This window comes from Candidatus Nitrotoga sp. 1052 (genome assembly GCF_927312905.1).
Taxonomy (GTDB): domain Bacteria; phylum Pseudomonadota; class Gammaproteobacteria; order Burkholderiales; family Gallionellaceae; genus Nitrotoga.
On the sequence record NZ_CAKMHQ010000006.1, the window covers coordinates 105,554 to 127,486 of the forward strand.

Sequence of the window (21,933 nt, forward strand, 5' to 3'; positions counted from 1 at the left end):
CCAAGGTGCTAGTGATTTGCCCGACTTCGCTCAAGTGCCAGTGGCAGAGCGAGATCGCACGCTTTGCCGGGCGTGAGTCGCGAGTTCTTACGGGCGGTCGGATGCAACGCCAGAAGGACTATGCGCTGGACGATTTCTGCAAGATCACCAACTACGAGAAGCTCAAGTCCGATCTGGATTTGATTGCTTTCTGGGCGCCGGAACTGGTGATCGTTGATGAGGCGCAGCGGGTGAAGAACTGGAACAGACGGTGGTGTTCAGTCAGTGGACGCGGACGCATGATATTGTCATCCGCCGGTTGGAGGCGCGCGGCGTGCCGTCCGAAAAACGTCCGGCGCTGATTGAGCGTTTCCACGATGATCCGGGCTGCCGGGTGTTCCTTTCGACCGATGCCGGCAGCACGGGGCTTAATCTGCAACACGCTTCCACGCTGGTGAACATGGACTTGCCATGGAACCCGGCCATCCTCGAACAACGCATCGCGCGCATCCATCGCATGGGGCACAAGCGACCGGTGCAGATCGTCAATTTTGTGTCCAAGGGAACTATCGAGGAGGGCATGCTCTCGGTGCTGGCGTTCAAGCGCTCGCTTGCGGCAGGCGTTCTCGACGGTGGCACGGGCGAGATTTCGCTCGGCGGTTCACGCCTCAACCGGTTTATGAAAGATGTGGAGAATGTCACTGGCCACATGGGCGAGGGTGAGGCCGTCAGCCCGACGGAAGAGGCAGGCAACATGGCCGCCGCATCCGGGGCGGAGCCATCGGTAAATCCCCCTCTTTTCCGGAACGAGTACAAATTGCATTTTGCCAGATACCACAAGGCTTGCAGAGGATTTCATGTTGAATTCCACCCACTCGATTTCACGAAGACATGTTTTAATTTACACTCTTTTTCTCTTGGCTTGTTGACAAGGTTTAGAAGATGATAAGTTATAACTCAATATCTTCTAAAAAAAATGAACTTCACTCTTGAAGTCATGTTACGAATTCGTAAATATGGAATTCAATGGATCAAAAATAGGGCAGCGAGCCCAAGGAAAATGAAGAAGCCGCCGCTGTCGGTAATAGCGGTGAGCAATACACTGGAACCGATGGCCGGGTCGCGCCCCATACGCTGCATGGACAGCGGTATCAGCAAACCAGCCAATGCGCCAAGGACTAAATTGAGCACCATGGCACTAGTCAAAATCACGCCAAGCAGTACACTTTTATATAGGAAGTAAGCGAACAATCCGGCTACGCCGCCCCAAATCAAGCCGTTTAGTCCGCCGATGGTGAGTTCCTTGCCAATTAGCCGCCGTGCATTAGCTTGGTTAAGCTGCCCCAGCGCCAGCGAGCGGATGATAATAGTGGCGGTCTGGTTTGCCGAGTTGCCAGCAATGCCTGCCACGATAGGCATTAGCGCCGCGAGCGCGACAAGTTTTTCGATGGTATTTTCGAATTCGCCTATCACGCGTGAGGCAAAGAATGCAGTGCACAGATTGAGCGCCAGCCACATCCAGCGGTTTTTTACGCTCTTCCATACCGAAGCAAAGATGTCTTCTTCTCCGCGCAAACCGGCCGTATTCAATATGTCGTTTTCCGATTCTGAACGAATATAGTCCATTACCGTATTCACGGTAACGCGACCAACCAGCTTGCCATCCTCTTCTACCACAGGTGCTGAAACTAAATCATAACGCTCAAATGCTTGTGCTGCTTGCTCCGCCTTGTCATCCGAATGCAATTTGATGGTATCGGTCAGCATCAGCTTGCTTACGGGCACTTCCGGTTCGTTCACCAACAAGCGATTAAGTGGCAATACACCCTTAAAAATATCGTCTCTATCCACTACAAATAATTGGTCAGTATGATCTGGCATCTCGTCGAAACGGCGCAGATAACGCGACACTACTTCCAGCGTGACATCCTCGCGGATGGTCACCATATCGAAATCCATCAGAGCACCTACCGCATCTTCCGGATAGGACATCGCCGCGCGCAATTGCTCGCGCTCCTCAATGGTGAGAGACTTAAATACATCGCGCATTACCGCCTGAGGCAAATCATGCGCCAGATCGGCAATCTCGTCAGTATCAAGCTGCTCCGCCGCCTCGCGCAGTTCCTCGCGACTCATGGTGGCAATCAATGATTCACGCACTGAATCGGAGACTTCGATCAAGATTTCGCCGTCACGATCGGCCTTGACCAGATCCCATACCAGCAAACGCTGCTCGATGGGCAGAGCCTCCAAGATAAAGGCGATATCGGAGGAATGCAGTTTGCCAAGCTTATCTTGCAACTCGGCTAGATGCTGCTTGTGCAGTATGCTTCCCAACAATTCGTGACGCTCTTGGCGTGGCATTTCCTGCTTGCGCGCCAGCATCTCTACCAGAGCGTGCTTGTCTAGCAGGCTTTGCACCTGTTGCAGATGCTCCTGCACGTTTTCAGTGTAATGAGGTTCGAGGTTTTTGGTCATAATGCGCTATCTGAAAGACTGCGACTATTGTAAAGAAGTTGGATGGCTGACGTGAGAAATAATCTTGACTGCACTGTGTTGGTGCTACCAATCTGACTTGGTAAATTGCAGGGAACATAACCGAATTAATTGCAGCTATGCGTGCTCACCGAGTTGCGTAAATTTGGCATCGTGCCCAGCGATGCACGATTCTACGGTTCTGATTCTGAAATCAATTACCAATTTAAGTCAAAAAATCGGTACATGACACATAAACCAATACTAACCTAAGTGATCAAATACATATAAATAACACATTGCGTTTTTGGGGTTGCTTAGTGCTGCTTTGTCTCTGAGTTTTCAACTTTTAGTTCAGCTTCGAGGCTCCGCTGGATTTTCACCGAGCCGCCTTTTCTATTGAGTTAATAAACCATTCTCTGGTTTGACGATCGGAGGCGACATCCGAATAAACTTCAGCAAAAACTTAGTCTCCGACTTTTATAGACTTTGAATTTAAGAGATTTTTTCCGTTTTCATCAATATTCACAATCATAATATAACTGGTTCCACATATACCCTCCAGTTCTCGGATGATCCAGGACATATGCGGCGTTGATGCGCGTAGCCGATATAGCATCAGAAGCGGTTGCGAATTTTCAAGCACCTCCCTCAATAAGCAGATACAACACCACAAGCTATCAATAGCCGCCATCAAGGTTTCCGTAATATTCAGAGCGACGGATATTAGAGGAGCTACCATCTTGTCACGTAACTTCATGTGAAAAACATATGGATCGGACAGAACGTTTTTACAAAATTGAACAACTGCTGATTTCACGTCGAGTAGTACCAATTTCTATCTTTCTGGAAGCGCTTGGGATTTCGCAGGCCACTTTTAAGCGTGACCTGGATTACCTGCGTGACCGAACGCCCCCTTTCCCAACTGATTGACCACAATGCTTGACCGTTCTCACATAAGTGGCCAATATTTTTCTGGGCTGATACGGCTGGCATTCAGCATGATTGAACTATTGATCGGTATCCCAAGTTGATCCATCAGTTTTTTTTCGCGCTATTTCTCTGCCTAATAATGAAACAGGCAAGTGCGCCTTCAAAAGGGAGTCTTCATTATTTATTTCTGCATACTGAAAATCTGCACACTGATAGTTGTTAAAATATTCAACATATTCTTACCCTGCGATACCGCACCAAACTGCACCACTTCACCACTGCGTATGTCACTGATCGTTGCACGCTTTTCATTCACTGTGACTTTCGTACTTAAAGGGTTATACGCATACGTCACCCCTCCAATCACCATTTTGCTCTCATCTGCGCGGATTTCACCCACCTGGCCACTTTGCTGGACTAGATTCACTGGCGTGGCCGATGTACCGCTTTCCGACTGGGATGTTTCAAGCAGCATCCTGGCATGCGCCAAACTACTGAAAAAAATGGCTGAAACAAATATCGCAACAAGCTGCCTCATCATTCACTCTCCTATTGAAAAATCTGCCGCCATCTCGAACGATACAGTATGGACGGCAGTGTGTTAAAACGAACATCCAACCCGCCTGCGGCGATTAGATCAAAGTGGATAAATAGCAATCGTCCACATGCACTATGGTCTATCGACTACCTTCCCCAACACGCGGCTGTCGCGGCTGTCGTGCCGCTAACCCCTTGTCCCTGTATTCCGGCATTAGTCAGCGTGTAGGTGCCGCACTCATCACCAGACATAACTCCTGTAGGTGTCGCACCAAGTATAAAAGTCTGGGCTGGCGCTGCACCATACGCTGCAGCGATGGTGTATTTTGGTGTTGTTCCGGTTTTTGGTGAAGTCAGGTATGGCAAAGTGATAGCAGTTCCCGCGCTGTCTTGGTCATAGCGGTTAGCCGTAGTGTAATTTCGCTCAAGAAACTGAACGCTCTCCAGTAATATAGCGCGCGCCTCCGCCCGGTTTGCACGTAACACATACTGCGTGTAACTGGGATAAGCAATCGCAGAGAGAATGCCGATGATCGCCACCGTGACCATCAGTTCAATCAGCGTAAACCCAGGCTGGCGTTTAAGCATAGCCCGCAACGCGAGCCGTGCAGATGTAACCATATCGGCGTGTCTCTCAATCTTATGTGCTCGCATGGAACCCTCCCCGTTTATTGCAAAATTTCCCGCCAGTTAACGCGACCACCAGACAAGGAACCGAAATTAATCCCTGGCGTACTTAGTGTGCCGTTGGTCAGCGAGGCAACACCAAGCCCGACCGAACTACCTGCTGCCCCCTTGATAAACGTCGTACCCCCGATGGCGGCGCCGATCTTAATTCCGCCGATGCCCGCATCTGTGCTATTAAAAACACCATCTTTATTACCGTCAAACACCAGCAAACCAGGCTGAGCTCCGGTCAGACTATCCACAGCCATCAACCAACCCGTTCCCCCAGAAGCGCATGGTACCGTGGAAGGAATCAAGGTATTAAAGAAAAAATTACCGCTCTCCAGTTTGGGGACACCGGTCAGACGCTCCCCTGAAGCAGGAAGGTCGAGGAGCCAACCCTTCTTTGTTGTCCAATCAATCGACGTGCCTGATATCGTACGCTTCCCAAGTGGATCAAGCATGGTCCGCACTTCCAACGCGCTCACCAGCACCGTACCCGAACCACTGTCGCGTATACCATATATCGTTTGCGTGGCGGTAGTCGTGTTGTCTGTCAGCTCCAGATATTTGCCCGTCCCAAATAACACCATGTTACCGCCCGATGGATGAGAGAACACTCCGGGTGGAGTCGTAATCGGCTTGGTTGTCCCGCTACTGAACAAGAGTGAGGCGACGGGGGTGGAGGGGGTGCTGATATCGAACCGCCACATATTACCCAGTAGATCGCCCGCGTAGGCAACATCTACCATGCCATCGCCATCACTATCGTAAGGTACGGGTGTCGACAAACCGTTGTTAGGTCCACCATCCGCCACCACTTTAAAGTAATCGCCCAAGGTAACCCAACTGCCATCAATCCCCTTTTCAATGTTCAGCAGATACAACACCGCCTTGCCACTTGTACTGTTGTAACCATTGCCGACGACTGCTGCCCAATTGCCGTTTTGCAGCTTGACGATCTGCTTGGCCTGACTATTACCCGAATCCTGTGGTGGCAGGTTATACGCGTAGCCCATATCCGTGTCATCGGCATCAGTGAATTCCCATAGCAGCAAATCTGCCGCATTGCCAGCGCTGAAGGTGGGCGCAGACACGCTGGGCAGATTGGGGTTGGTGATATCGAGCGCAAAATAACCCTTGCCGCCGCTGTTCATATTGCCGATCAACACGGTGCGCCACTTGTCTACGCTAGTGCCTGTCAGTGACGGCAAATACACATCGGCTGACATGGGTGTGCCATCTACCATGTAGCGATGGTTCTGGTTATAGGTTTGAGCAGTGAGCTGGCTCAGGGAGCCAAACATTTGCGATGGTACATAGGCAATCACCTCATTTCCCCCTGTGGAAACCGGGTTTCCGCTGCTATCAAGCTGCGCATCGAAGCCATGCAACATGCCGTCGTTTGCCCCTACGTATACCACCGGTTTACGACTCAAATACCTCGCACGAAAAGCAGCATAGCCAGGGTAATCGACATCCGAATAACCGGCTTTGGGTGCACCTACATACAGCGGGCCGGAGTTGACGATATCGCCTAGGACGCTGCCATTCACCGTTGACGAGTTGCGAGCACGGAACTGTCCCGGCGAGGTACCTTCGTTGGCTGTCTCACCACGCAGGTAATTTAGGCGAGCCGAACCCAGTCCATCGTTGACTCCAAGATTGTTAGTGTCGAGCAAGGTTTGCTGGCTAACGGGTGAACCAAACGTCAGGTTTGCCCATTCGAAACTCACCCCGTCAGCCGCCCCCTTGGTCAGAATGACCCGGCTAGCGGGTGCCATAGCATCGAGCTTGGGTGCAGCATCCCATTTCTCCGTCGTAACCACCAAGCCACTGCTGGAGCTGAGGCGGAGCGAAACCAGTTGCCCGCTCCAGTCCGCCGTCTGAAATTTAGCCTGGAATATATAATTGTCGATCTGAAGATTTGCCGTATTGGTGGCAACCGCAGCTGCGGATCCGGTTTTCGCAAGAATGTCGCTGAAGATTGTGCTTAATGTGGAATTCAGCGTAATAAGGTCGTTCGCAAAAAAAGCAGAGGTCGTGCCGCCCGCGGCCGCCATTTGATTGAGCGGATTGGGTGGATTGCTGACGAAATAATTATTGGTAAATTCCGGCAAGGCAAAACCGATGACGTATGTTTCGACTGGGCGCGCACCACTGTTCAAATTAGTCACTGCAGTAACTGCGTTTACCACCTCACTCGCCGAAAATGGCTGCCCAACGCCATAAGTAACGGCCCCGCCGGACGCGGTTCGGCTAGGTAATCCATTAGTCAATAATACGGCGAAATCGTGGCCACACGCAGCTATTGGTGCCGCCATCGGCCCGCCTTGAGACGAACCAAAATTCGTGGTGGCACCATTAAAGTAATCCTTGGCTGTCATGAATGTTCCGGTAATGGGAGACAAACCCGCATTTATCAGGGGCGCGTTAGGATTCGTAGGAGTATTTCCACCGGATATGTTGGTAGGGTTGTCGTTCCAAGTACTTCCGACAAGAGTGGGCACAACACTTGTTGCCAGCTTCACGTTAAGTTTACCTGCTTGAACCGTATCCAGGCTTACGATCGGCACATGCAAATAGCCCTTACCTGGGCTGCCATTGGCAAACCAAGTCGGCCCTTGATCAGAACTGGCAAGTCTTTGGCCAAAGTCGTCAATGTTCTGTGCAAAATCACTCTCTGTCGGGCCAAAAGTCCCACTAAACTGAAACGCACTATACCCTGCACCGGGCGCACCTGGCGCAGCATTCGAAGTACCTGTCTTGGTACCGTAGCAAGCATAGCTCGTATGGTCACCCGGAAAGGTGGGCGTGGTCGCCCCTACCGGGACTGAATAACAAAAACTGTTACCCTGCGGCGTTGACGTGTAATAAGGTAGATTGACGTTGTAATACACGCAATCAACCTTAATACCGCCGCTCGTCGTGCATGCCCCGGCCACATTAGGACTGCTGGAGTTAGGGATTTTAAATTTCTTATGGGTTGCGCTATCTCTTGCACCCGTCCAGGCCGGATCATAAGTGGCAGGGTCAAAGCTGGCATCGTAAGGGCTTTGATTCAGCCACCGATGTGCCACACTACTTTGCTGATATGCCATCAAACCCATATTGATCCGGCCGGTGTAATTCGCCACCAGGCTTTTGGCTGCCGTACGTGCGATCTCTGATTTACTGGTTGGGTTGTTGCTACCCACAGCCAAGCCCGTGGGGTCTTCATCCATGGCGTTAGAGTTACTGAAAATCAGCAGCACATTGGCTTTTGTCGCGGAAAGGACAAACAGAGGAGTCTGGCTTATGAGTAATGTGCCACTTGCCACCCCGTAATACCCCACCGAGAAAGTGACCAACAGCGCCCGTACCAATAGTTTTAGTTTGAAAGTCTTCATAAAATGCACTCCTTTGAATAAGCTGTTAAGGGCGCCTCTAAAAATTCAAGCTTCCAGACTAGACAAGGCACGAGTAAAAATTTTAGTGCTGCATTCGGTTGATATGTAAGCGATAATTTTTTAGAGTGACGCCGTATTGTGACTAAATTGGGTAAGCAGGCAAGCCGTAAAGCGGAACCTCGAAAAATTGGATTTTTAGAGGTGCCCTTAACAACAACTTGTACAGTTGCCCAAGCTTGTCCAGTCATTTCCAGCCACATGCAGTAATATGGAATGGAATCATCTGTGCCCCGATACACCGTCACTGCTGTTCGACATACTTTCTCCAGGAAGCGGGACGGAAGCTGGAATAAGCTCGATGGTGTAATGTGGCCGTAGATGGTTTTCATGGCTCTACTTTTCGATTAAACAACACTGCTATGACCTGTAAACTTCCTGCAACCATACCACCGTATTGGCGTTCGCGCCTTGCGCACGCACGGTGATGCGGTAGTAATAAATAGCTGTACCTGATCCGCTCTTCTCGATGCCTTCGATGATGTAACGCGGCTGCGCCGAAAGCACGACATTACCTATGGCACCCGTATTGGTGCCATACGCAACGCTGGGGGCAGCAGTCATACTGACCACGCTCCAGACTGGAGTGGTATTCCAATTTGTTCCATTAGCATTCCCTGCGGGTCCGTTGTAACACAGGCCAGCAGTACAGGCAGAGTCGAAGTTGGTTAGCCCGGAAATAGACGGTGCCCGGGTAATGCCTGCACCACCGCGAATATCACGCTCGGCATCTCGCAACGCCATCTCGGCTGCCTGCATGGCCAGAGAGCGATCCCGCATATTGCCCGACATGCGTTCTTCAAGACTGGACATGCGCGCTGCCGTGACGGAAATCAACGTTAACACCACCAGGAAAATCAGCCCGGTAATCAAGGCGACACCATGCTGGCGATTAACGGGTCGAGTATTGCAGCGTTGATTTATCATGATCTTAAGGTGCAGCAGCAACGCGGTTACGCAGGTTGTAGGTAGCCACAAAGCTGCGATGCAGGCGCAGATCCCCGGCAGCTGCTGTGGAAAAGGCTGCGGCTCCTGTTGCTGTGCCCAGCGCACCTGCACAGTTCAGATATTTTTGCGGAGAGGTGGTCAGACCATTATTGGCCGATCTAATCCGCACACAAACGCGCGCGGTAACGACATTCGGCCACTGTGCTGCAGTGGGCGCTGCCACATATAAATCAGCTGACCGATATTCTGGGCTTCCGGAAACGTCGGTATCAATGCCGTACACCACCTGAAGGTCTTCGACATTTTCAACCAGTGGCTGCACGCCTCCTACACTGCCCGTACATCGCAGATCGGTACCGGTGATGTCAAATGTGTTGGTTACCACTTGGCCTAATGCAGGGTTAGCTTTACCGCCAGTACAGTCACGGGCTATCCAACCAGGAGTGGGAATGAGAGCGGGGTCGAGTTCTTCACTCCCCGCATAAAATTGCACAGTTAGCGTATCAGGATCCGCCACGGTGGCACCATTGACTCCGCCAATAGCATCACATACACCCGCTACATTACATTGCAACGCGGTTGCCGATTTGTTGAAATTCATTTCCGCATTCGCGCCTGCCTGCCGGATGCTGCGGCCAAGCACTTCCAGCGCATATCTACCCGCTTCCTGAATGCGGGCGTTATCTTCCTGAACCCGGTAGGTCTGTCGACTGCCGATGTAAATCGAACCAACGGCCAGCAGCACAATCAGACCCAGCGTAATCGCAATCATGAGTTCCACTAGCGAAAAACCTGCCTGATGCCTAGGCATACCAAGTTGAGACGTTGCTTTGTGGGGCGAAGACAAAAACATGCGGTTTCTCATGGGGTGATACTCGTCAAAAAGCAACGTATGTTGACTGGCGACCCGACCGGACAGCTCGGATCGGCGACCCCTCCCATACCCTTTTCAGTCCACATAACGGTGATGTTGAATACCCAGTTGCCCGTGGCTGCGGTACACCCCGCAGCAACAGGACCATCTGCACACACGACGGTTCCATTGCCGTTAGGCAACAAGGTGGCATTGGCCATGTTCCACTGACGATGGTCGGAAATGGCCATATTTTCGGGGGTGCAGACCGCAGCGGAGCAATCGGGGTTTCCAACCGGGAGGCCTGCCGTCAAATTGTTGTAACTATAACCATGAAGCGAACCCGCGCCAGCCAGATTGGCGCGCAGCCGATCGGCGATGTCGTACGCCTGTTGGGTGGCAATGCCGCGATAGTAGGCAGTCTGATTGTTGCTCAGGCTGGCTGCTTGCAATCCCGCCAGCCCGATCAAGCCAAGTGACAGCACCACGATTGCCACAAGGACTTCGAGCAGGGTGAATCCGGATTGTGTTTTGGTCAGGGGCATGCTGTGGTTCCTGTGCTAGTAGATACCCGACCTTGCAAACTCACAACAATGGCCCGCCCACTTGCTGTGCCACGACTGTCGCAAAGACGGAAAGTGTCAGCGTTGCCGGAAAAACCGGAGTTTTGATACGTTACACGTTGCATCCCCGCCGTGCGTAGCGTATTGCCATTTTCCAGCGGCTGCCGCACTTGTAGCACTGCTTCGCCTATGTTTACCACTGCATCGCCATTGGGATTAACAAATACCAACCACCCCGTATCCCAATTGAATACAGCCGCACCCGAACAGGTAGTATTGTTCAAACGGCTACATACTGAAACCCGAACACCGCGCTTGATGGCTTCAATTCTGGCGTAATTGAGTGAGGTGACCAGGTCATTCGTTTGCCCGACCAAGCGACTGTTCTGCACAAACGTAATGAAGTTGGGCACGGCGATTAACAGCAAAATCGCCAAGATTGCGATCGTAACTAGCAATTCGATCAGCGTGAACCCCGTTTGCCCACGCAATGTACCGACTCTTTGGTTACCCAATAATGGGAGTTTGTTTTCCATAGCTCATTCTATCGATAGGCTTGAATCAAATACCACTTTGATCTGACCAATGGTCGCCTTGCCAGAATATACGGACAGACCATTGGGTTTACTGGCCTAGCTCACCACATACTTGTTATCGGCACTGACATCGTTAACTTTAATACAGGCCAAGCCTAATTGCAGACTTCCACAAACCTATAGCCCGTTTGTGAGAATAAGCAGCTATTTCAAGCCTTTTCATAGACTCATAACATTCTCATTGTCGACACTGGCGTCTCAGGCTGCGGCACTGGAGCAAGTCACGCTCCACCGGCATTTCCATCGGCAAATGCCCTGCCCCGTAGCCAAATGGGGTGTCGAGCTACATCCGCATAGGTAACGTGCATCAAGGCGGTCTGGATGGCGTAAACGGTGTGTGCCACATCAACGCGGCGGACTTGTGTGACGTAGGTGCTGCGGTAATCTGTGTCGGCCTTCGGTGCACCCGCAGTTGTGTATGATGCTGACTTGCGATCTCCCCTTGGCGACATTCTGGTCGCTCTCCGCCAGTTGCAGGTAGGTCACGACGCTATCATCCTTTCGTCATTGCTTGCTTTCGCATAGGTACATAGACTCTATCGTAGAGCCTTCTGGCGGCAAACATCAATAATCCATGTATCTAGGTTTTTGTCGAATCCACCCTCGCAAACCCGCGCCGTCACAAGGAGTCAGTGAAAATCGTGTCTTAAAAGTGTCAAAGTCGGGCAGTACCAGGCCAGAGAATGCGAGGGTTATACCGCAACGCGCCGCCCGTTGGAGCTTATTTGATCGCAGGAGCATGTCACGCGGGAAGATGCCTTGTCGGCTAAGATGCAAATCAAGGGCTGGAGCCGCAAGAAGGAAGAAGCCATGAAAGTGGCGACTGGATGAAAATTTCACGCTTGGCGAAAAGTAAATCCGTTCATCCTTCGACTGGCTCTCAAGAAACAGCTTTTCCTGCTCACGCCTTGCCTCGCGTATGCGAGGCTTACTTGGCTCAGGATGAACTGATTTACTTCTTCTACGGCGTATCGTTTAGAGAAAATCATGGTGTTACTCACTTTTCAGTTTCAATGATGAAATATACTTACCAGGCTCTGATTCAAAAACCAGACCAATGATGGCCTTCTAGAAGCTCTAAAAATTGAATTTTCTAGAACTTTTCTATTAATAAACCACGCTTGGCCAACAGGGCCGCGCCGAAGGCAGCTTCAGTATGTTCCGCTACCGACAGCGGCACACCTAACAAGCGTTCGCGTATTTTTCCCCACACTTTATTCTTCGCTCCGCCGCCTGAGGTGGTAACAGATTTTAGCGTGCTTGCACCGAGTTCAGCCAGCTTGGTGTAACCCGCCGCTTCGATACGGCTCAAGCCTTGCAGCAGACCGTGCAGAAACAGTACGTCGTCCGCAGGACGCGGAGTAAGACGTGGGGCCAAGGTGGGATCATTAATCGGAAAGCGTTCGCCAGGTCGCGGCAACGGGTAGTAGTCAAGAGGGCTATCAGTCGCCGGATCAATGTGCTGGCTGAGCTCATCGATTTGCGGATCGCCAAAATATTGCCGCAACACGCCGCCGCCTGCGTTGGACGCACCACCCGCCAGCCATAAATTGCCAAAACGATGACTGTATACGCCATATTGTGCTGCTTCTACACGTTGTTCCGAAAGTAGCTTGAGTACCATGGTAGTGCCTAGCGAAGTGACAGCTGAGCCGGGCTCATGCACGCCTGCGGCAATAAAAGCGGCGATACTGTCAGTGGTGCCCGCATGCACCATGCACGCCGGGTTAATCTTGAAATGCTGTGCCACAAATGAGCTGATATTAGTAATGCTTGCTCCGGGGGCGACAACTTGCGGCAGAAAATGGGCATGCGGCAAACTCTTGATCCAATCCGGCCAGCATAAGCGCTCTGCGTCATAGCCGCTCTTGAGCGCATTATGATAGTCGCTGACGCCACCCAGCCCGGTAAGCAGCGCAGCGAGCCAATCCGCCTGATGCAGGAAGTGCGCAACGTTTGAAAGTTCGGTGTGCTTTGTCAGCCACAGGAATTTGGCTAATCCTGAGCTTGCGCTGCAAACAATGTGGCCCGGTGGGGCAAGCTGCTTTAGCTGTTCCGATTCTTCTTGTGCGCGGTTATCGAAGTAAAGCAAAGCGGGAGTAGTCGGCTCCAACTCTTTATCACATAGCAATACTGTGGCAGAAGTAGCAGCAATAGCGATGCTTTGTAGTTCAGCTGCAATAGTAGCGGGTAGACGTTTGAGCAGCGTATGCAGTGCCTCGCGCCAATTCAGATGAATTTGTAAAGCAGCATCAGGATAGAAGATATGATCTTCATGGCTAATAGTCCCAACTTTGTTCACAACACAAACGCGTGCGCCGGATGTGCCAAAGTCGAGACCGAGGTAAGATTTCATGTGTGACGTTAAAGGAAGAAAGCAAAGTTAACGTAAAGCTAAAAAATATCGAATACAAATACAAAAACTTCGAAAATGTTAGTCCGGCTCCCTTTGATGACTGCCGTAAACGAAAATTAATTTTTAATTTACCTATTGATTTGTATAGAATTAATCTAGAACATCGGCTTCTTATCGGCTGACTTATAGCGCTTGACCCCACTCATGATCTCCACCTCGGCTTCCTTGACCCCGACCCAGCCATTTATCTTGACCCATTTGCCTATTTCCAGGTCTTTATAGTGAGCAAAGAAATGCGAGATTTGCGAAAGCACAAGTTCCGGCAGGTCGGTATGCGATTTTATCTTGCGGTAAAGACTGCATAACTTGTCAACGGGTACAGCCAGGATCTTGGCATCCTCGCCCGCTTCGTCAGTCATCTGCAACATGCCCAACGGCCTACAGCGAACCACCACACCGGTAATGAGCGACACTGGTGAAATTACAAGCACATCTACCGGATCCCCGTCTTCCGACAACGTATGTGGAATATAACCGTAGTTACACGGATAATGCATTGCCGTGGACATAAAACGATCCACAAACATGGCGCCAGTATCCTTGTCCACTTCGTATTTGACGGGATCGGCATTCATGGGTATTTCAATGATGACGTTAAAATCGTTGGGAAGGTCACGACCAGAATTTACTCGATCTAGATTCATTTCTATTCCTGGCTAAAAAATATCTATTATACCCGTGAGTCTGACAGATCAACCAGTCTGCATTCCATGCGTGCGTGGGTATATTGTCTACAGCTCGCCCAGATAAATTCGTGTGTTTCCTTCCCTTCAACGCCAACCCACATAATTGACTACGTGGAACTGATAACGAAGTTACTCAACAAAACACTAAATCGAGAAGGAGGCTAATCGAATCAGTAACAGCAGAAAACATGGACGTCCACTTTTTCCAATCTTTCAATCAATAATGGGTCGAAGATAAAGATTACGTGGGTGACCGGAATTGTGGGGGTGTCCGGGATTTTGTGTAAACGGAGTTTCGAGTAACTCAGTAAAATCCGTTCACCAAGCTGGATAGTGAAGCGGTTCAAACCGGCTTTCCAGTCCCAGATTTGCATTGTCCACTTTTTGCTGATGTTTCTCAGCGCCAGGTAAAACAGCTCGGTCACTGCCTCGTCGGCCAGGGCAATGGATCAGCATTTCCATAAGTATTGAGTTATATATAAAATGGACAATGTACCGAAATAAAAAAAGGCGAAGAGATGTTTGATGATCTTACTAAAGAGATTAAGGCTCAATATATGAGCGTATTAGAAGTCCGCTACTTGGTACATTCGCGCTCTCTTGGGTGGCATGGAACCATCGGCCAATTATGGCATTTTTCTCCGATATGTCATTTCAAGAAAAATTGAACTATTTCGACATCTTTTATGATCAGCATGCTATTAGCTATGGAGTACTTCTACCGCTCTGTTCTGCCATTTTGTTTGTCCTGCTCTACCCTTATTCGGCTAGATGGATTTACACGTATTCTGCTACACAACAAAACAAGCTAAAAGCGGTTCAGATACAAATCGAAGACAAAACACCATTGACCCAAGAAGAGGCTAATATAATTAGAAAAGTATCTTTAGACCAACAGGCAGAGCTCCAAAGAGAACTTCAAGAACTCTCCGGGGTGAACCAAGAGTTGAGACAGCGGCTCAAGCAAGCACAAATACCGAGGTCGGAAAGGCAGCAGAAAGAAGATGCCTTCGCCTCATCCGATGAACTTTCCAAACCTAAGCGAGGATATTATTAGCTCTTGATGGGGTATTAATAAGTGCAGACTGGAATCAGCAAAAATAATTAATACCACAGAGCCTGCAAATCCTACACTGACCCTACAAGCAGACAAAACAACTTTAAAGAAAAAAGGCCTACATCGCTGCAAGCCTTGTTCTATATGGTGGGTCGTCAGGAACTTGAACCCCGGACCAAAGGATTATGAGTACCCGCAAATAGGTATTTTTCGCTGTTGATTGCCATTCTACCAACCCGTCAGTTTTCTATTATTTCAATGAGTTATTAATTTATCACTTGTTTGTTGTGTTGATAAGTATTCCGGCATATACTGTATTTGTGGTTACTAACTGGTTACAACTTTTCGGGGGCGATGCCGTGGCAAAGGTCAAAGAGATAATTAAAGCGGAAAAGGTGAAGCTGACAGCCGGGCGCATTGCAGGGTTTGAATGCCCCAGGGAAAAGCCGCAAACCTTTCTTTGGAGCAATGACCCGTTAGGGCTGGCAGTGCGCGCCTATCCATCCGGTGCAAAGGCTTTCATATTTCAAGCCAAGGTTAAGGGGCAAACGATGCGACTGACCATTGGTGACGTGAAGGCGTGGGGTATTGCAAAGGCCGAAGCCGAAGCCCGCCGCCTGCAAATCCTGATAGACAACGGCGAAGACCCGCGCCAAGTGATTGCTGATGCAATAGTTGCCAAGGAAGTCAAAGCCGCCGCGCTGGTGATGCAGGAAGCCCGCGAAACGGTAACGGTAGGCACGGCATGGGGCGAATATATCAAGGCAACAAAATCCGCATGGGGTACACTTCACCTGCGCGACCATGAAAAGGCAATGCAAGCCGGGGGAGAGAAAAGAACCCGAAGCAAAAAACTAACCGCGCCCGGTGCGCTTGCTTCACTGGCAACTATTCGCCTTGTGGACATTACCCCCGAACTGATGACAGAGTGGGCGAAGGTGGAAAGCGCGAAACGACCTGCCCGCACCCGCAATGCCCGCACTTTGTTTTCTACGTTCCTGAATTGGTGCGCTGCGCATCCCACCTATAAAGCAATCGTGACAAGCAATGCCGCACAATCCAAGGATGTCAGAAAGCATATAAGCAAAGCCAAGCCGAAAAATGATGCACTACAGCGTGAGCAATTGCCCGCATGGTTCGCCGCCGTGAAGCAAATCGGCAACCCTGCTATTTCGGCTTATGTGCAAGCCATGCTATTGACCGGCGCAAGGCCGAATGAATTGATAACCGTTCGCTGGGCTGATGTGGATTTGCAGTGGAACAGCTTGACCATTAAAGACAAGGTGGAAGGCATGCGCGTTATTCCCTTAACGCCCTATGTGGCACACCTGATAGCAGCCTTGCCGCGCCGTAATGAGTGGGTATTCTCAAGCCTTACCTCTGCCAGTGGGCATTTAGTGGAGCCGCGCATAGCGCACGATAAGGCCTGCGCTGTTGCCGGTTTGAATGTGACCTTGCACGGATTGCGCCGTAGCTTTGCCAGTCTGTGCGAGTGGATAGAAATGCCCGCCGGTATTGGTGCGCAGATACAGGGGCACAAGCCGCAAGGGGTTCGAGAGCAACACTACATCCGCCGCCCACTCGACCTGTTGCGGATGTGGCACGTCAAAATTGAAGCGTGGATATTGGAGCAAGCTGAAGTTGGGTTTGTACCCATTCAAGCGGGCTTGCGTATGGTGGCAAGTAAAGGGAAAGCAATATGATTAATAATGAAAAATGGCTTTCAATCCACAGGTTTATTTTAGAAAACAAGTGCCCTAATATTTATGATCCATCCACAGGGAGTACTACGCCCATAAAAAATCATAAAGTCATTACGGATGCTGTATTGGCGACCGCTATAGAGACCTCAACGCTCTTCGTTAGGGATACCTATGGTCGAATTAAACCAGCTACTAACGGAGGCCCTGAAGACATTGAATCTAGGGCTTATGCGCTACAGGCCTTGGGAGGATATATACGTTTCACTCAACGAGATAGCCCTGATGAAATTCCAGATGACCATCCTTTTCTTGAAAACACACCATTAAATACATTCGGCTGGATGGATGATGCACTTCCTGACTTTGATGAAATCAATCCTCATTCCCCCTTACCAGCAATAAAAACCGTCGCAAAACAAGCAACAGTTAGAAGTGGCATAACCAAGAATTCAGTCATTAACGCATTCGAGGGATTACATTTTGACCGCGACCAGTGGATCAGAGCGCTAGCTAATGTACCAAATTGGCTGAAAGACTGCCGCGTAACGCCGGGCAAACGTGGCAATAATAAAACTTCCGCAACATGGAACCCTGCGCTAATAGCCGTTGCACTTTTAGACAAGAACGTCCCTATAAGAAAGCTTGATTCTGTATTTGTCCGCTTGAGGGAATGGGCTGAGGAATGGAACGATGCGTCCGCAAATGAGCGCTAGCCATACCGCTCCACCATACCGGATGCATACCGGACAACTAACCGCAAAACCGCACAGAGCATAGCACTGCCATACCGCTGCATGATAAAAAAAAGAACTGTATGAGAAAAGGAATCATCTTAAACACGCAGCAATGCGGAAAGGTGGTTCAAAATGCAATTTGTCACAAATCAATTAGCCTCAATACCCGTTACATTCACAGCATGTAGCGTTCCAAAATTTCCCCCGCTGAATCAAGTTACAAGCCCTACGGTTTCAACTGCTGCTGCTGCCTATTATCTAAATCGCAAGCCACAGACTCTCAGAGCGTGGGCATGTCTTGAAAATGGAGCTATACGCCCAGTTCGTGTACATGGCCGTTTAGCGTGGTCTGTAAATAGTATTAGAAACCTTCTGAATGGAGGTGGTGAATAATGACTAATACAACTTGGCTAGACGCTGTCCGTCCCAATAATCGAGGGTATCTGTTTTGCTTAGGTGCTAACAAGATACCAAGACAATCTCTTTTCGATAACCACACCGATGCATTAGAACTCATTACGGACGCCGTTGGAAGAAATGAGGATGTATTTGTAAGCCTTGCTAAATTTAAAGAGAACAGCCTAAGTCGGAAAAGTGAATTTGCTGACAGCTTCAAATCTGTATGGCTTGATATCGATTGCGGCTTGGGAAAAGAATACAAGTCACATGATGAAGCTTTAAAAGCTGCATCTATCTTTGGTTGGAAATGCAAGCTCCCTAAACCGTCAATCGTAGTTAATAGCGGAGGCGGGTTACATCTCTATTGGTGCTTTACACACGAAGTGGACATATCGGAGTGGCATCCCATATCAGCAGATTTAAAAACATTATGTACTTTGAATAACTTCTTTGCCGACCCTGCCGTGATGAGTGATCCTTCTCGAGTGATGCGTGTTCCGGGATCATTTAATTTGAAGCTGCCTAATAGCGCCAGAGAAGTTTTAATCGAGCATCCAAAGTCTGAACAAATTAAGTATTACGCTTCGCAAGATATTCATAAAATTATCAAAGCAGCGATGATACCAACTCGTACTTCAATTGCTCACTTAACCAATCCCCCGCCCTCTGGTTTTATACTTCCAGACAAGATTCCAGAAGGCTCTAGAAATACAACATTATTGAGCTATGCAGGGCATTTAAGGGGGCGCGGTAAGGCCCAGTCCGAAATCGAAGAGCAGCTTCTTATCGCAAATAACCACAGGTGTAAGCCGCCTCTGGATTTTGATGAAGTGATAGATGTTGCAAGGCGATTTGCCCATCAAAATGCCGTCTTGAGTGTGCCTAATACAGCAATGAACATTTACGCGAAATCAAATAATGACTCGCACGGGGATATACGAAATGCACGTGCATATGCGGCGATGTGGCGCGGAAATATGCTAAACATAATTACCCACAATAAGTGGTTGCAGTGGACTCCTCAAGGATGGCAGTGGTGTGAAAAAAATGAGCATGTGCAACGCGCAAAAGCAGTCTCAGAAAGCTTGGTGAAAGAAGCACAGGAGGTGCTGAGCGAAGACCAAGACAAGGGCAAACGCCTAATGCAACAGGCGGTAAATAGTCACAATTTGCCCCGAATCGAAGCCATGTTGAAGTTAGCAGTTTCTGAACCTGAGATGGCTGCAACAGTTTCGGAACTTGATAAAAATCCACTATTGTTAGGCGTTAGAAATGGGGTAGTTGATTTGCGCACCGGGGGACTGTTGACTAATGAGCCTTCTATGCTGATTACAAGATTTTGTAATGCTGATTACGTTGTGAATTCAACATGCGATAAGTGGCTGACATTTCTAGATCAAGTTTTCCAAAGCGACACGGCAACTATTGAGACTATTCAACGGGCGCTAGGCTACACCCTAACTGGTGAGATAACAGAAGAGGTTATGTTCGTATGCTTTGGGCATGGTAGCAACGGAAAAAGCGTTTTCAATAATGTGGTTTCTACAATTATCGGTGATTATGGGCGCATGGCACCTTCAACCTTACTCACCATGAGGCGGGGCGATGATTCCGCACCTAGAAATGACCTAGCTGCTCTTGCTGGCGCTCGTTATGTCTCAATTAATGAACTACAGGCGGGTGATAGGTTAGATGAACAAATCATAAAACAACTAGCAGGGCGCGAACTTATCTCAGCTCGTTTTTTGCATAAAGAGTTTTTTGAATACATGCCAACCTATAAAGCTTGGCTTCGAACGAATCACAAACCGATTATTACCGGGGACGATGATGGCATTTGGCGCAGGCTCGCCCTTATCCCGTTCAGGAGGAAATTCACAGATTCAGAAAAAGACCCTTATCTTGAACAGAAGCTCTTAGATGAACGGGACGGAATTTTGATGTGGATGATTGAAGGTGCTTTGAAGTGGCGAAAAGATGGGTTGAAATTAAGTGCCACCATCAAGGCAGAACATACAGCTTATCGAAAAGAAAGCGATTTGCTCGGAGAGTTTTTGAATGAAAAATGCCAACCAAATCCCAATGGAAAAATTGAACAAACTTATCTATTTGAGCAATGGCGGGACTGGTGTATTAGAAACGCCTTTAGATACAACTCAAAGGCGAGTTTTACGAGACGGCTTTCTGAGCGTGGATTTACAGAGTCAAAAAGTAACGGTAAACGTTATTACATAGGGCTGGTGCATCTTGGTGAGCTGAATTGTGCAGCTACTTACGCAGGGCAGGCAGGGCGGGTTTGAAGGCTTTTTGGGTAAATTCCCCTAGGAGAATTTCTAGAGTAATTACCCCAAATCACCTCAAAACCCGCCCTGTTCGCCCTGTACTTAAGACGCTGACAACTTATGAGTGACGGGTTAGCTATCCAAATTTACTGCATTACTTAAATTTAATTGAGAAAGAAATAAAACAGATGAATATGTTAAGTGTTAGTAAATATAGAGACCCAATGCTGTCTACAGCTACCCATGAGGCAGCTCACTTGGTAGTTTTTTTATTTGCAGGTGGGGACCCTTACTTCGCGGGTCCTGCCAAGATAAAACAGAAGAGTGGGTATGTTTCTTTATTCGACACCCTTTTTTCTGATAATTATTTCGCGGAAACATGCGTAGAGTTAGCTGGCCCAGTTTGTAATGAACGAATGGGTATAAGTGATTCTAAAAATCCACACTCCAGCGACATGATAAGAGCAACTAATTCACTAGAAAAATTACTTTTTCATAAATATTCGGGAGATAAAACTACTCACTTTAATAGAGAATTTGAACGGGCATGGAATAAGACAGAGCAAATACTCCATAATTGCTGGTCTTCTGTGGAACATGTTGCCGATGAGTTTATGAGGCGGAAAAGTAAAGCCGGAGTAATCAGCATACGAAACGTGAGGAAAATTGCTCAGTCATTACAGAGTAAATGGGAGTTGGCTGAACTGGATTACTATCGCATACCTAAAGGAGGGATCAATGAGTTCGGAATCATTTAGTGAAAAATGGGATTCTCCCCGGTCTCAATGCACCGCTAAGCAGCAGTATGGCAACGGAAAACAATGTGAACGTATTGCCCTACCCGGCAAATCAAAATGCGCTGGGCATGGGTCAGGGGGCGTTAGAACAGCTAAAGGACGGGCAGCAATCGCTGCCGCTCATTCAGAGGGACTTAATGACTCACGCGCGACTCGTTCCATATACAGGCAGGCTATATCAGAGCTCTATCAACTGGCAAAAATAGCGGGGATAAACTGGATCGGTAGGCCGCCGAAAGTCTGAAAATACAAGATGGAAATTTAAATGCCGCATGGCGCAAAATAAGTTACTGGCTAGAGAAAAAGGGTACAAATTATTTTGTGTCACACATGCACCGCTTCACGCGCCTGACAAATGCATTCAGTAAGAAACTAGAACATCACATGCATGCGATCAGCTTGAATTTTATGTTTTACAACTTTTGCAAAATTCATAAAACACTGCGGGTAATTCCAGCGATGGAGGCGGGGATCAGTAAAACGCTTGGGGAGATTTCAGATATTGTTTCATTGATTCCCCATGAATTTCCGAAGAAGCGCGGGGCTTATAAAAAACGGGCTTTATAGATTTATGTTATCTTCTTGTGGAATTAAGCAAGCATCTATGAACTATATACCAGCCAAACCTTCCGAAGTCCTTGCCGAGCGCGCCCTTTTCTATAGCAGTATCCATTCTTATTGATAGATCAGCTCTATATACTCCACTGCAATCGAGTATCTTATTGAAGATTCTTTGAACCGCTTTTAATTGGTATATTTGGAGATCAAAAAGCCCTAACTTTGACAATGACTCAGCTATTGCTGTACCTAAGGAAACACTGATTTATTCCACCGCACCTCACTGAACTTCGCCACCATGATAT

At 48.8% G+C, this 21,933-nt stretch carries 21 protein-coding genes and 1 pseudogene; 9 read left to right on the forward strand and 13 right to left on the reverse strand.

From position 1 onward, the window contains the following. Positions 1-5 precede the first annotated feature (5 nt). Entirely contained in the window at positions 6-341 is a 336-nt protein-coding gene (locus tag MJ768_RS01070; RefSeq protein ID WP_239287432.1) for an SNF2-related protein, read from the forward strand. Next, on the forward strand, positions 254-925 hold the full coding sequence (locus MJ768_RS01075) for a C-terminal helicase domain-containing protein (protein WP_338140749.1): 672 nt from the start codon (positions 254-256) through the stop codon (positions 923-925). The genes MJ768_RS01070 and MJ768_RS01075 overlap by 88 nt, the downstream gene beginning before the upstream one ends. A gap of 77 nt (positions 926-1,002) precedes the next feature. Here the strand turns inward: MJ768_RS01075 and mgtE are convergent, their stop codons facing one another. The 10 genes from mgtE to MJ768_RS01130 all read right to left on the reverse strand — a co-directional run bounded on the left by mgtE (position 1,003) and on the right by MJ768_RS01130 (position 11,448). Further along, a complete protein-coding gene (gene mgtE, locus MJ768_RS01080) occupies positions 1,003-2,457 on the reverse strand; it encodes a magnesium transporter (protein WP_239287434.1) in 1,455 nt (484 codons plus the stop codon). 1,111 nt (positions 2,458-3,568) lie between these two features. Continuing rightward, a complete protein-coding gene (locus MJ768_RS01085; protein WP_239287435.1) occupies positions 3,569-3,928 on the reverse strand; it encodes a hypothetical protein in 360 nt (119 codons plus the stop codon). A 143-nt stretch (positions 3,929-4,071) separates the two neighbouring features. Next, the gene (locus MJ768_RS01090; RefSeq protein WP_320415714.1) at positions 4,072-4,578 is read right to left on the reverse strand and encodes a type IV pilin protein; all 507 of its coding nucleotides are present in this window, start codon (positions 4,576-4,578) and stop codon (positions 4,072-4,074) included. Between the two features lie 14 nt (positions 4,579-4,592). After that, on the reverse strand, positions 4,593-7,979 hold the full coding sequence (locus MJ768_RS01100) for a pilus assembly protein (protein WP_239287436.1): 3,387 nt from the start codon (positions 7,977-7,979) through the stop codon (positions 4,593-4,595). Beyond that, positions 7,976-8,368 (reverse strand): hypothetical protein, encoded by a 393-nt coding sequence (locus MJ768_RS01105; protein WP_239287437.1) that lies wholly within the window; start codon positions 8,366-8,368, stop codon positions 7,976-7,978. The genes MJ768_RS01100 and MJ768_RS01105 overlap by 4 nt, the downstream gene beginning before the upstream one ends. Before the next feature lie 28 nt (positions 8,369-8,396). Beyond that, complete coding sequence (locus tag MJ768_RS01110; protein WP_239287438.1) at positions 8,397-8,963, reverse strand: pilus assembly PilX family protein; 567 nt, start codon at positions 8,961-8,963, stop codon at positions 8,397-8,399. Positions 8,964-8,967: 4 nt separating this feature from the next. Next, positions 8,968-9,837 carry a PilW family protein gene (locus MJ768_RS01115; protein WP_239287440.1) on the reverse strand — a complete coding sequence of 290 codons (870 nt, stop codon included), beginning with the start codon at positions 9,835-9,837 and terminating at the stop codon, positions 8,968-8,970. Positions 9,838-9,845: 8 nt separating this feature from the next. Beyond that, positions 9,846-10,382, reverse strand: a complete 537-nt coding sequence (gene pilV / locus MJ768_RS01120) for a type IV pilus modification protein PilV (RefSeq protein WP_239287442.1) — start codon at positions 10,380-10,382, stop codon at positions 9,846-9,848. Continuing rightward, positions 10,373-10,936 (reverse strand): GspH/FimT family pseudopilin, encoded by a 564-nt coding sequence (locus tag MJ768_RS01125; protein WP_239287443.1) that lies wholly within the window; start codon positions 10,934-10,936, stop codon positions 10,373-10,375. The genes pilV and MJ768_RS01125 overlap by 10 nt, the downstream gene beginning before the upstream one ends. 281 nt (positions 10,937-11,217) lie before the next feature. After that, positions 11,218-11,448, reverse strand: coding sequence for a hypothetical protein (locus tag MJ768_RS01130; protein WP_239287444.1), 231 nt, complete (start codon positions 11,446-11,448; stop codon positions 11,218-11,220). Between the two features lie 375 nt (positions 11,449-11,823). Between MJ768_RS01130 and MJ768_RS01135 the strand changes: the two genes are divergently transcribed. After that, positions 11,824-12,057, forward strand: a complete 234-nt coding sequence (locus MJ768_RS01135; protein WP_239287445.1) for a hypothetical protein — start codon at positions 11,824-11,826, stop codon at positions 12,055-12,057. A 32-nt stretch (positions 12,058-12,089) separates the two neighbouring features. On the opposite strand, the gene MJ768_RS01140 is transcribed toward MJ768_RS01135, so the two are convergent. The 3 genes and pseudogenes from MJ768_RS01140 to MJ768_RS01150 all read right to left on the reverse strand — a co-directional run. Then, positions 12,090-13,352, reverse strand: a complete 1,263-nt coding sequence (locus MJ768_RS01140; protein ID WP_239287446.1) for an FGGY-family carbohydrate kinase — start codon at positions 13,350-13,352, stop codon at positions 12,090-12,092. A gap of 155 nt (positions 13,353-13,507) precedes the next feature. Beyond that, a complete protein-coding gene (ppa, locus tag MJ768_RS01145) occupies positions 13,508-14,056 on the reverse strand; it encodes an inorganic diphosphatase (protein WP_239287447.1) in 549 nt (182 codons plus the stop codon). Between the two features lie 353 nt (positions 14,057-14,409). Beyond that, positions 14,410-14,535: pseudogene (locus MJ768_RS01150) on the reverse strand (IS256 family transposase); the annotation flags it as partial. Positions 14,536-14,726: 191 nt separating this feature from the next. Between MJ768_RS01150 and MJ768_RS01155 the strand changes: the two are divergent. The 6 genes from MJ768_RS01155 to MJ768_RS01180 all read left to right on the forward strand — a co-directional run bounded on the left by MJ768_RS01155 (position 14,727) and on the right by MJ768_RS01180 (position 21,637). Continuing rightward, entirely contained in the window at positions 14,727-15,155 is a 429-nt protein-coding gene (locus MJ768_RS01155; RefSeq protein WP_239287448.1) for a hypothetical protein, read from the forward strand. A 359-nt stretch (positions 15,156-15,514) separates the two neighbouring features. Beyond that, positions 15,515-16,858, forward strand: a complete 1,344-nt coding sequence (locus MJ768_RS01160; protein ID WP_239287449.1) for a tyrosine-type recombinase/integrase — start codon at positions 15,515-15,517, stop codon at positions 16,856-16,858. Further along, positions 16,855-17,571, forward strand: a complete 717-nt coding sequence (locus tag MJ768_RS01165) for a hypothetical protein (RefSeq protein WP_239287450.1) — start codon at positions 16,855-16,857, stop codon at positions 17,569-17,571. Before MJ768_RS01160 ends, MJ768_RS01165 begins: the two co-directional genes overlap by 4 nt. A gap of 413 nt (positions 17,572-17,984) precedes the next feature. After that, positions 17,985-20,291 carry a phage/plasmid primase, P4 family gene (locus MJ768_RS01170; protein WP_239287452.1) on the forward strand — a complete coding sequence of 769 codons (2,307 nt, stop codon included), beginning with the start codon at positions 17,985-17,987 and terminating at the stop codon, positions 20,289-20,291. Between the two features lie 170 nt (positions 20,292-20,461). Beyond that, positions 20,462-21,031 carry a hypothetical protein gene (locus tag MJ768_RS01175; RefSeq protein ID WP_239287453.1) on the forward strand — a complete coding sequence of 190 codons (570 nt, stop codon included), beginning with the start codon at positions 20,462-20,464 and terminating at the stop codon, positions 21,029-21,031. Between the two features lie 369 nt (positions 21,032-21,400). Then, a complete protein-coding gene (locus tag MJ768_RS01180) occupies positions 21,401-21,637 on the forward strand; it encodes a hypothetical protein (RefSeq protein ID WP_239287454.1) in 237 nt (78 codons plus the stop codon). The last annotated feature ends 296 nt before the right edge of the window (positions 21,638-21,933 follow it).

Coding starts and splice junctions, on each gene's coding strand:
- mgtE (WP_239287434.1), bottom strand. CDS start 2,457: ATGACCAAAAACCTCGAACCTCATTACACTGAAAACGTGCAGGAGCAT.
- MJ768_RS01085 (WP_239287435.1), bottom strand. CDS start 3,928: ATGATGAGGCAGCTTGTTGCGATATTTGTTTCAGCCATTTTTTTCAGT.
- MJ768_RS01090 (WP_320415714.1), bottom strand. CDS start 4,578: ATGCGAGCACATAAGATTGAGAGACACGCCGATATGGTTACATCTGCA.
- MJ768_RS01100 (WP_239287436.1), bottom strand. CDS start 7,979: ATGAAGACTTTCAAACTAAAACTATTGGTACGGGCGCTGTTGGTCACT.
- MJ768_RS01105 (WP_239287437.1), bottom strand. CDS start 8,368: ATGAAAACCATCTACGGCCACATTACACCATCGAGCTTATTCCAGCTT.
- MJ768_RS01110 (WP_239287438.1), bottom strand. CDS start 8,963: ATGATAAATCAACGCTGCAATACTCGACCCGTTAATCGCCAGCATGGT.
- MJ768_RS01115 (WP_239287440.1), bottom strand. CDS start 9,837: ATGTTTTTGTCTTCGCCCCACAAAGCAACGTCTCAACTTGGTATGCCT.
- pilV (WP_239287442.1), bottom strand. CDS start 10,382: ATGCCCCTGACCAAAACACAATCCGGATTCACCCTGCTCGAAGTCCTT.
- MJ768_RS01125 (WP_239287443.1), bottom strand. CDS start 10,936: ATGGAAAACAAACTCCCATTATTGGGTAACCAAAGAGTCGGTACATTG.
- MJ768_RS01130 (WP_239287444.1), bottom strand. CDS start 11,448: ATGTCGCCAAGGGGAGATCGCAAGTCAGCATCATACACAACTGCGGGT.
- MJ768_RS01135 (WP_239287445.1), top strand. CDS start 11,824: ATGAAAATTTCACGCTTGGCGAAAAGTAAATCCGTTCATCCTTCGACT.
- MJ768_RS01140 (WP_239287446.1), bottom strand. CDS start 13,352: ATGAAATCTTACCTCGGTCTCGACTTTGGCACATCCGGCGCACGCGTT.
- ppa (WP_239287447.1), bottom strand. CDS start 14,056: ATGAATCTAGATCGAGTAAATTCTGGTCGTGACCTTCCCAACGATTTT.
- MJ768_RS01155 (WP_239287448.1), top strand. CDS start 14,727: ATGGCATTTTTCTCCGATATGTCATTTCAAGAAAAATTGAACTATTTC.
- MJ768_RS01165 (WP_239287450.1), top strand. CDS start 16,855: ATGATTAATAATGAAAAATGGCTTTCAATCCACAGGTTTATTTTAGAA.
- MJ768_RS01170 (WP_239287452.1), top strand. CDS start 17,985: ATGACTAATACAACTTGGCTAGACGCTGTCCGTCCCAATAATCGAGGG.
- MJ768_RS01175 (WP_239287453.1), top strand. CDS start 20,462: ATGAATATGTTAAGTGTTAGTAAATATAGAGACCCAATGCTGTCTACA.
- MJ768_RS01180 (WP_239287454.1), top strand. CDS start 21,401: ATGCACCGCTTCACGCGCCTGACAAATGCATTCAGTAAGAAACTAGAA.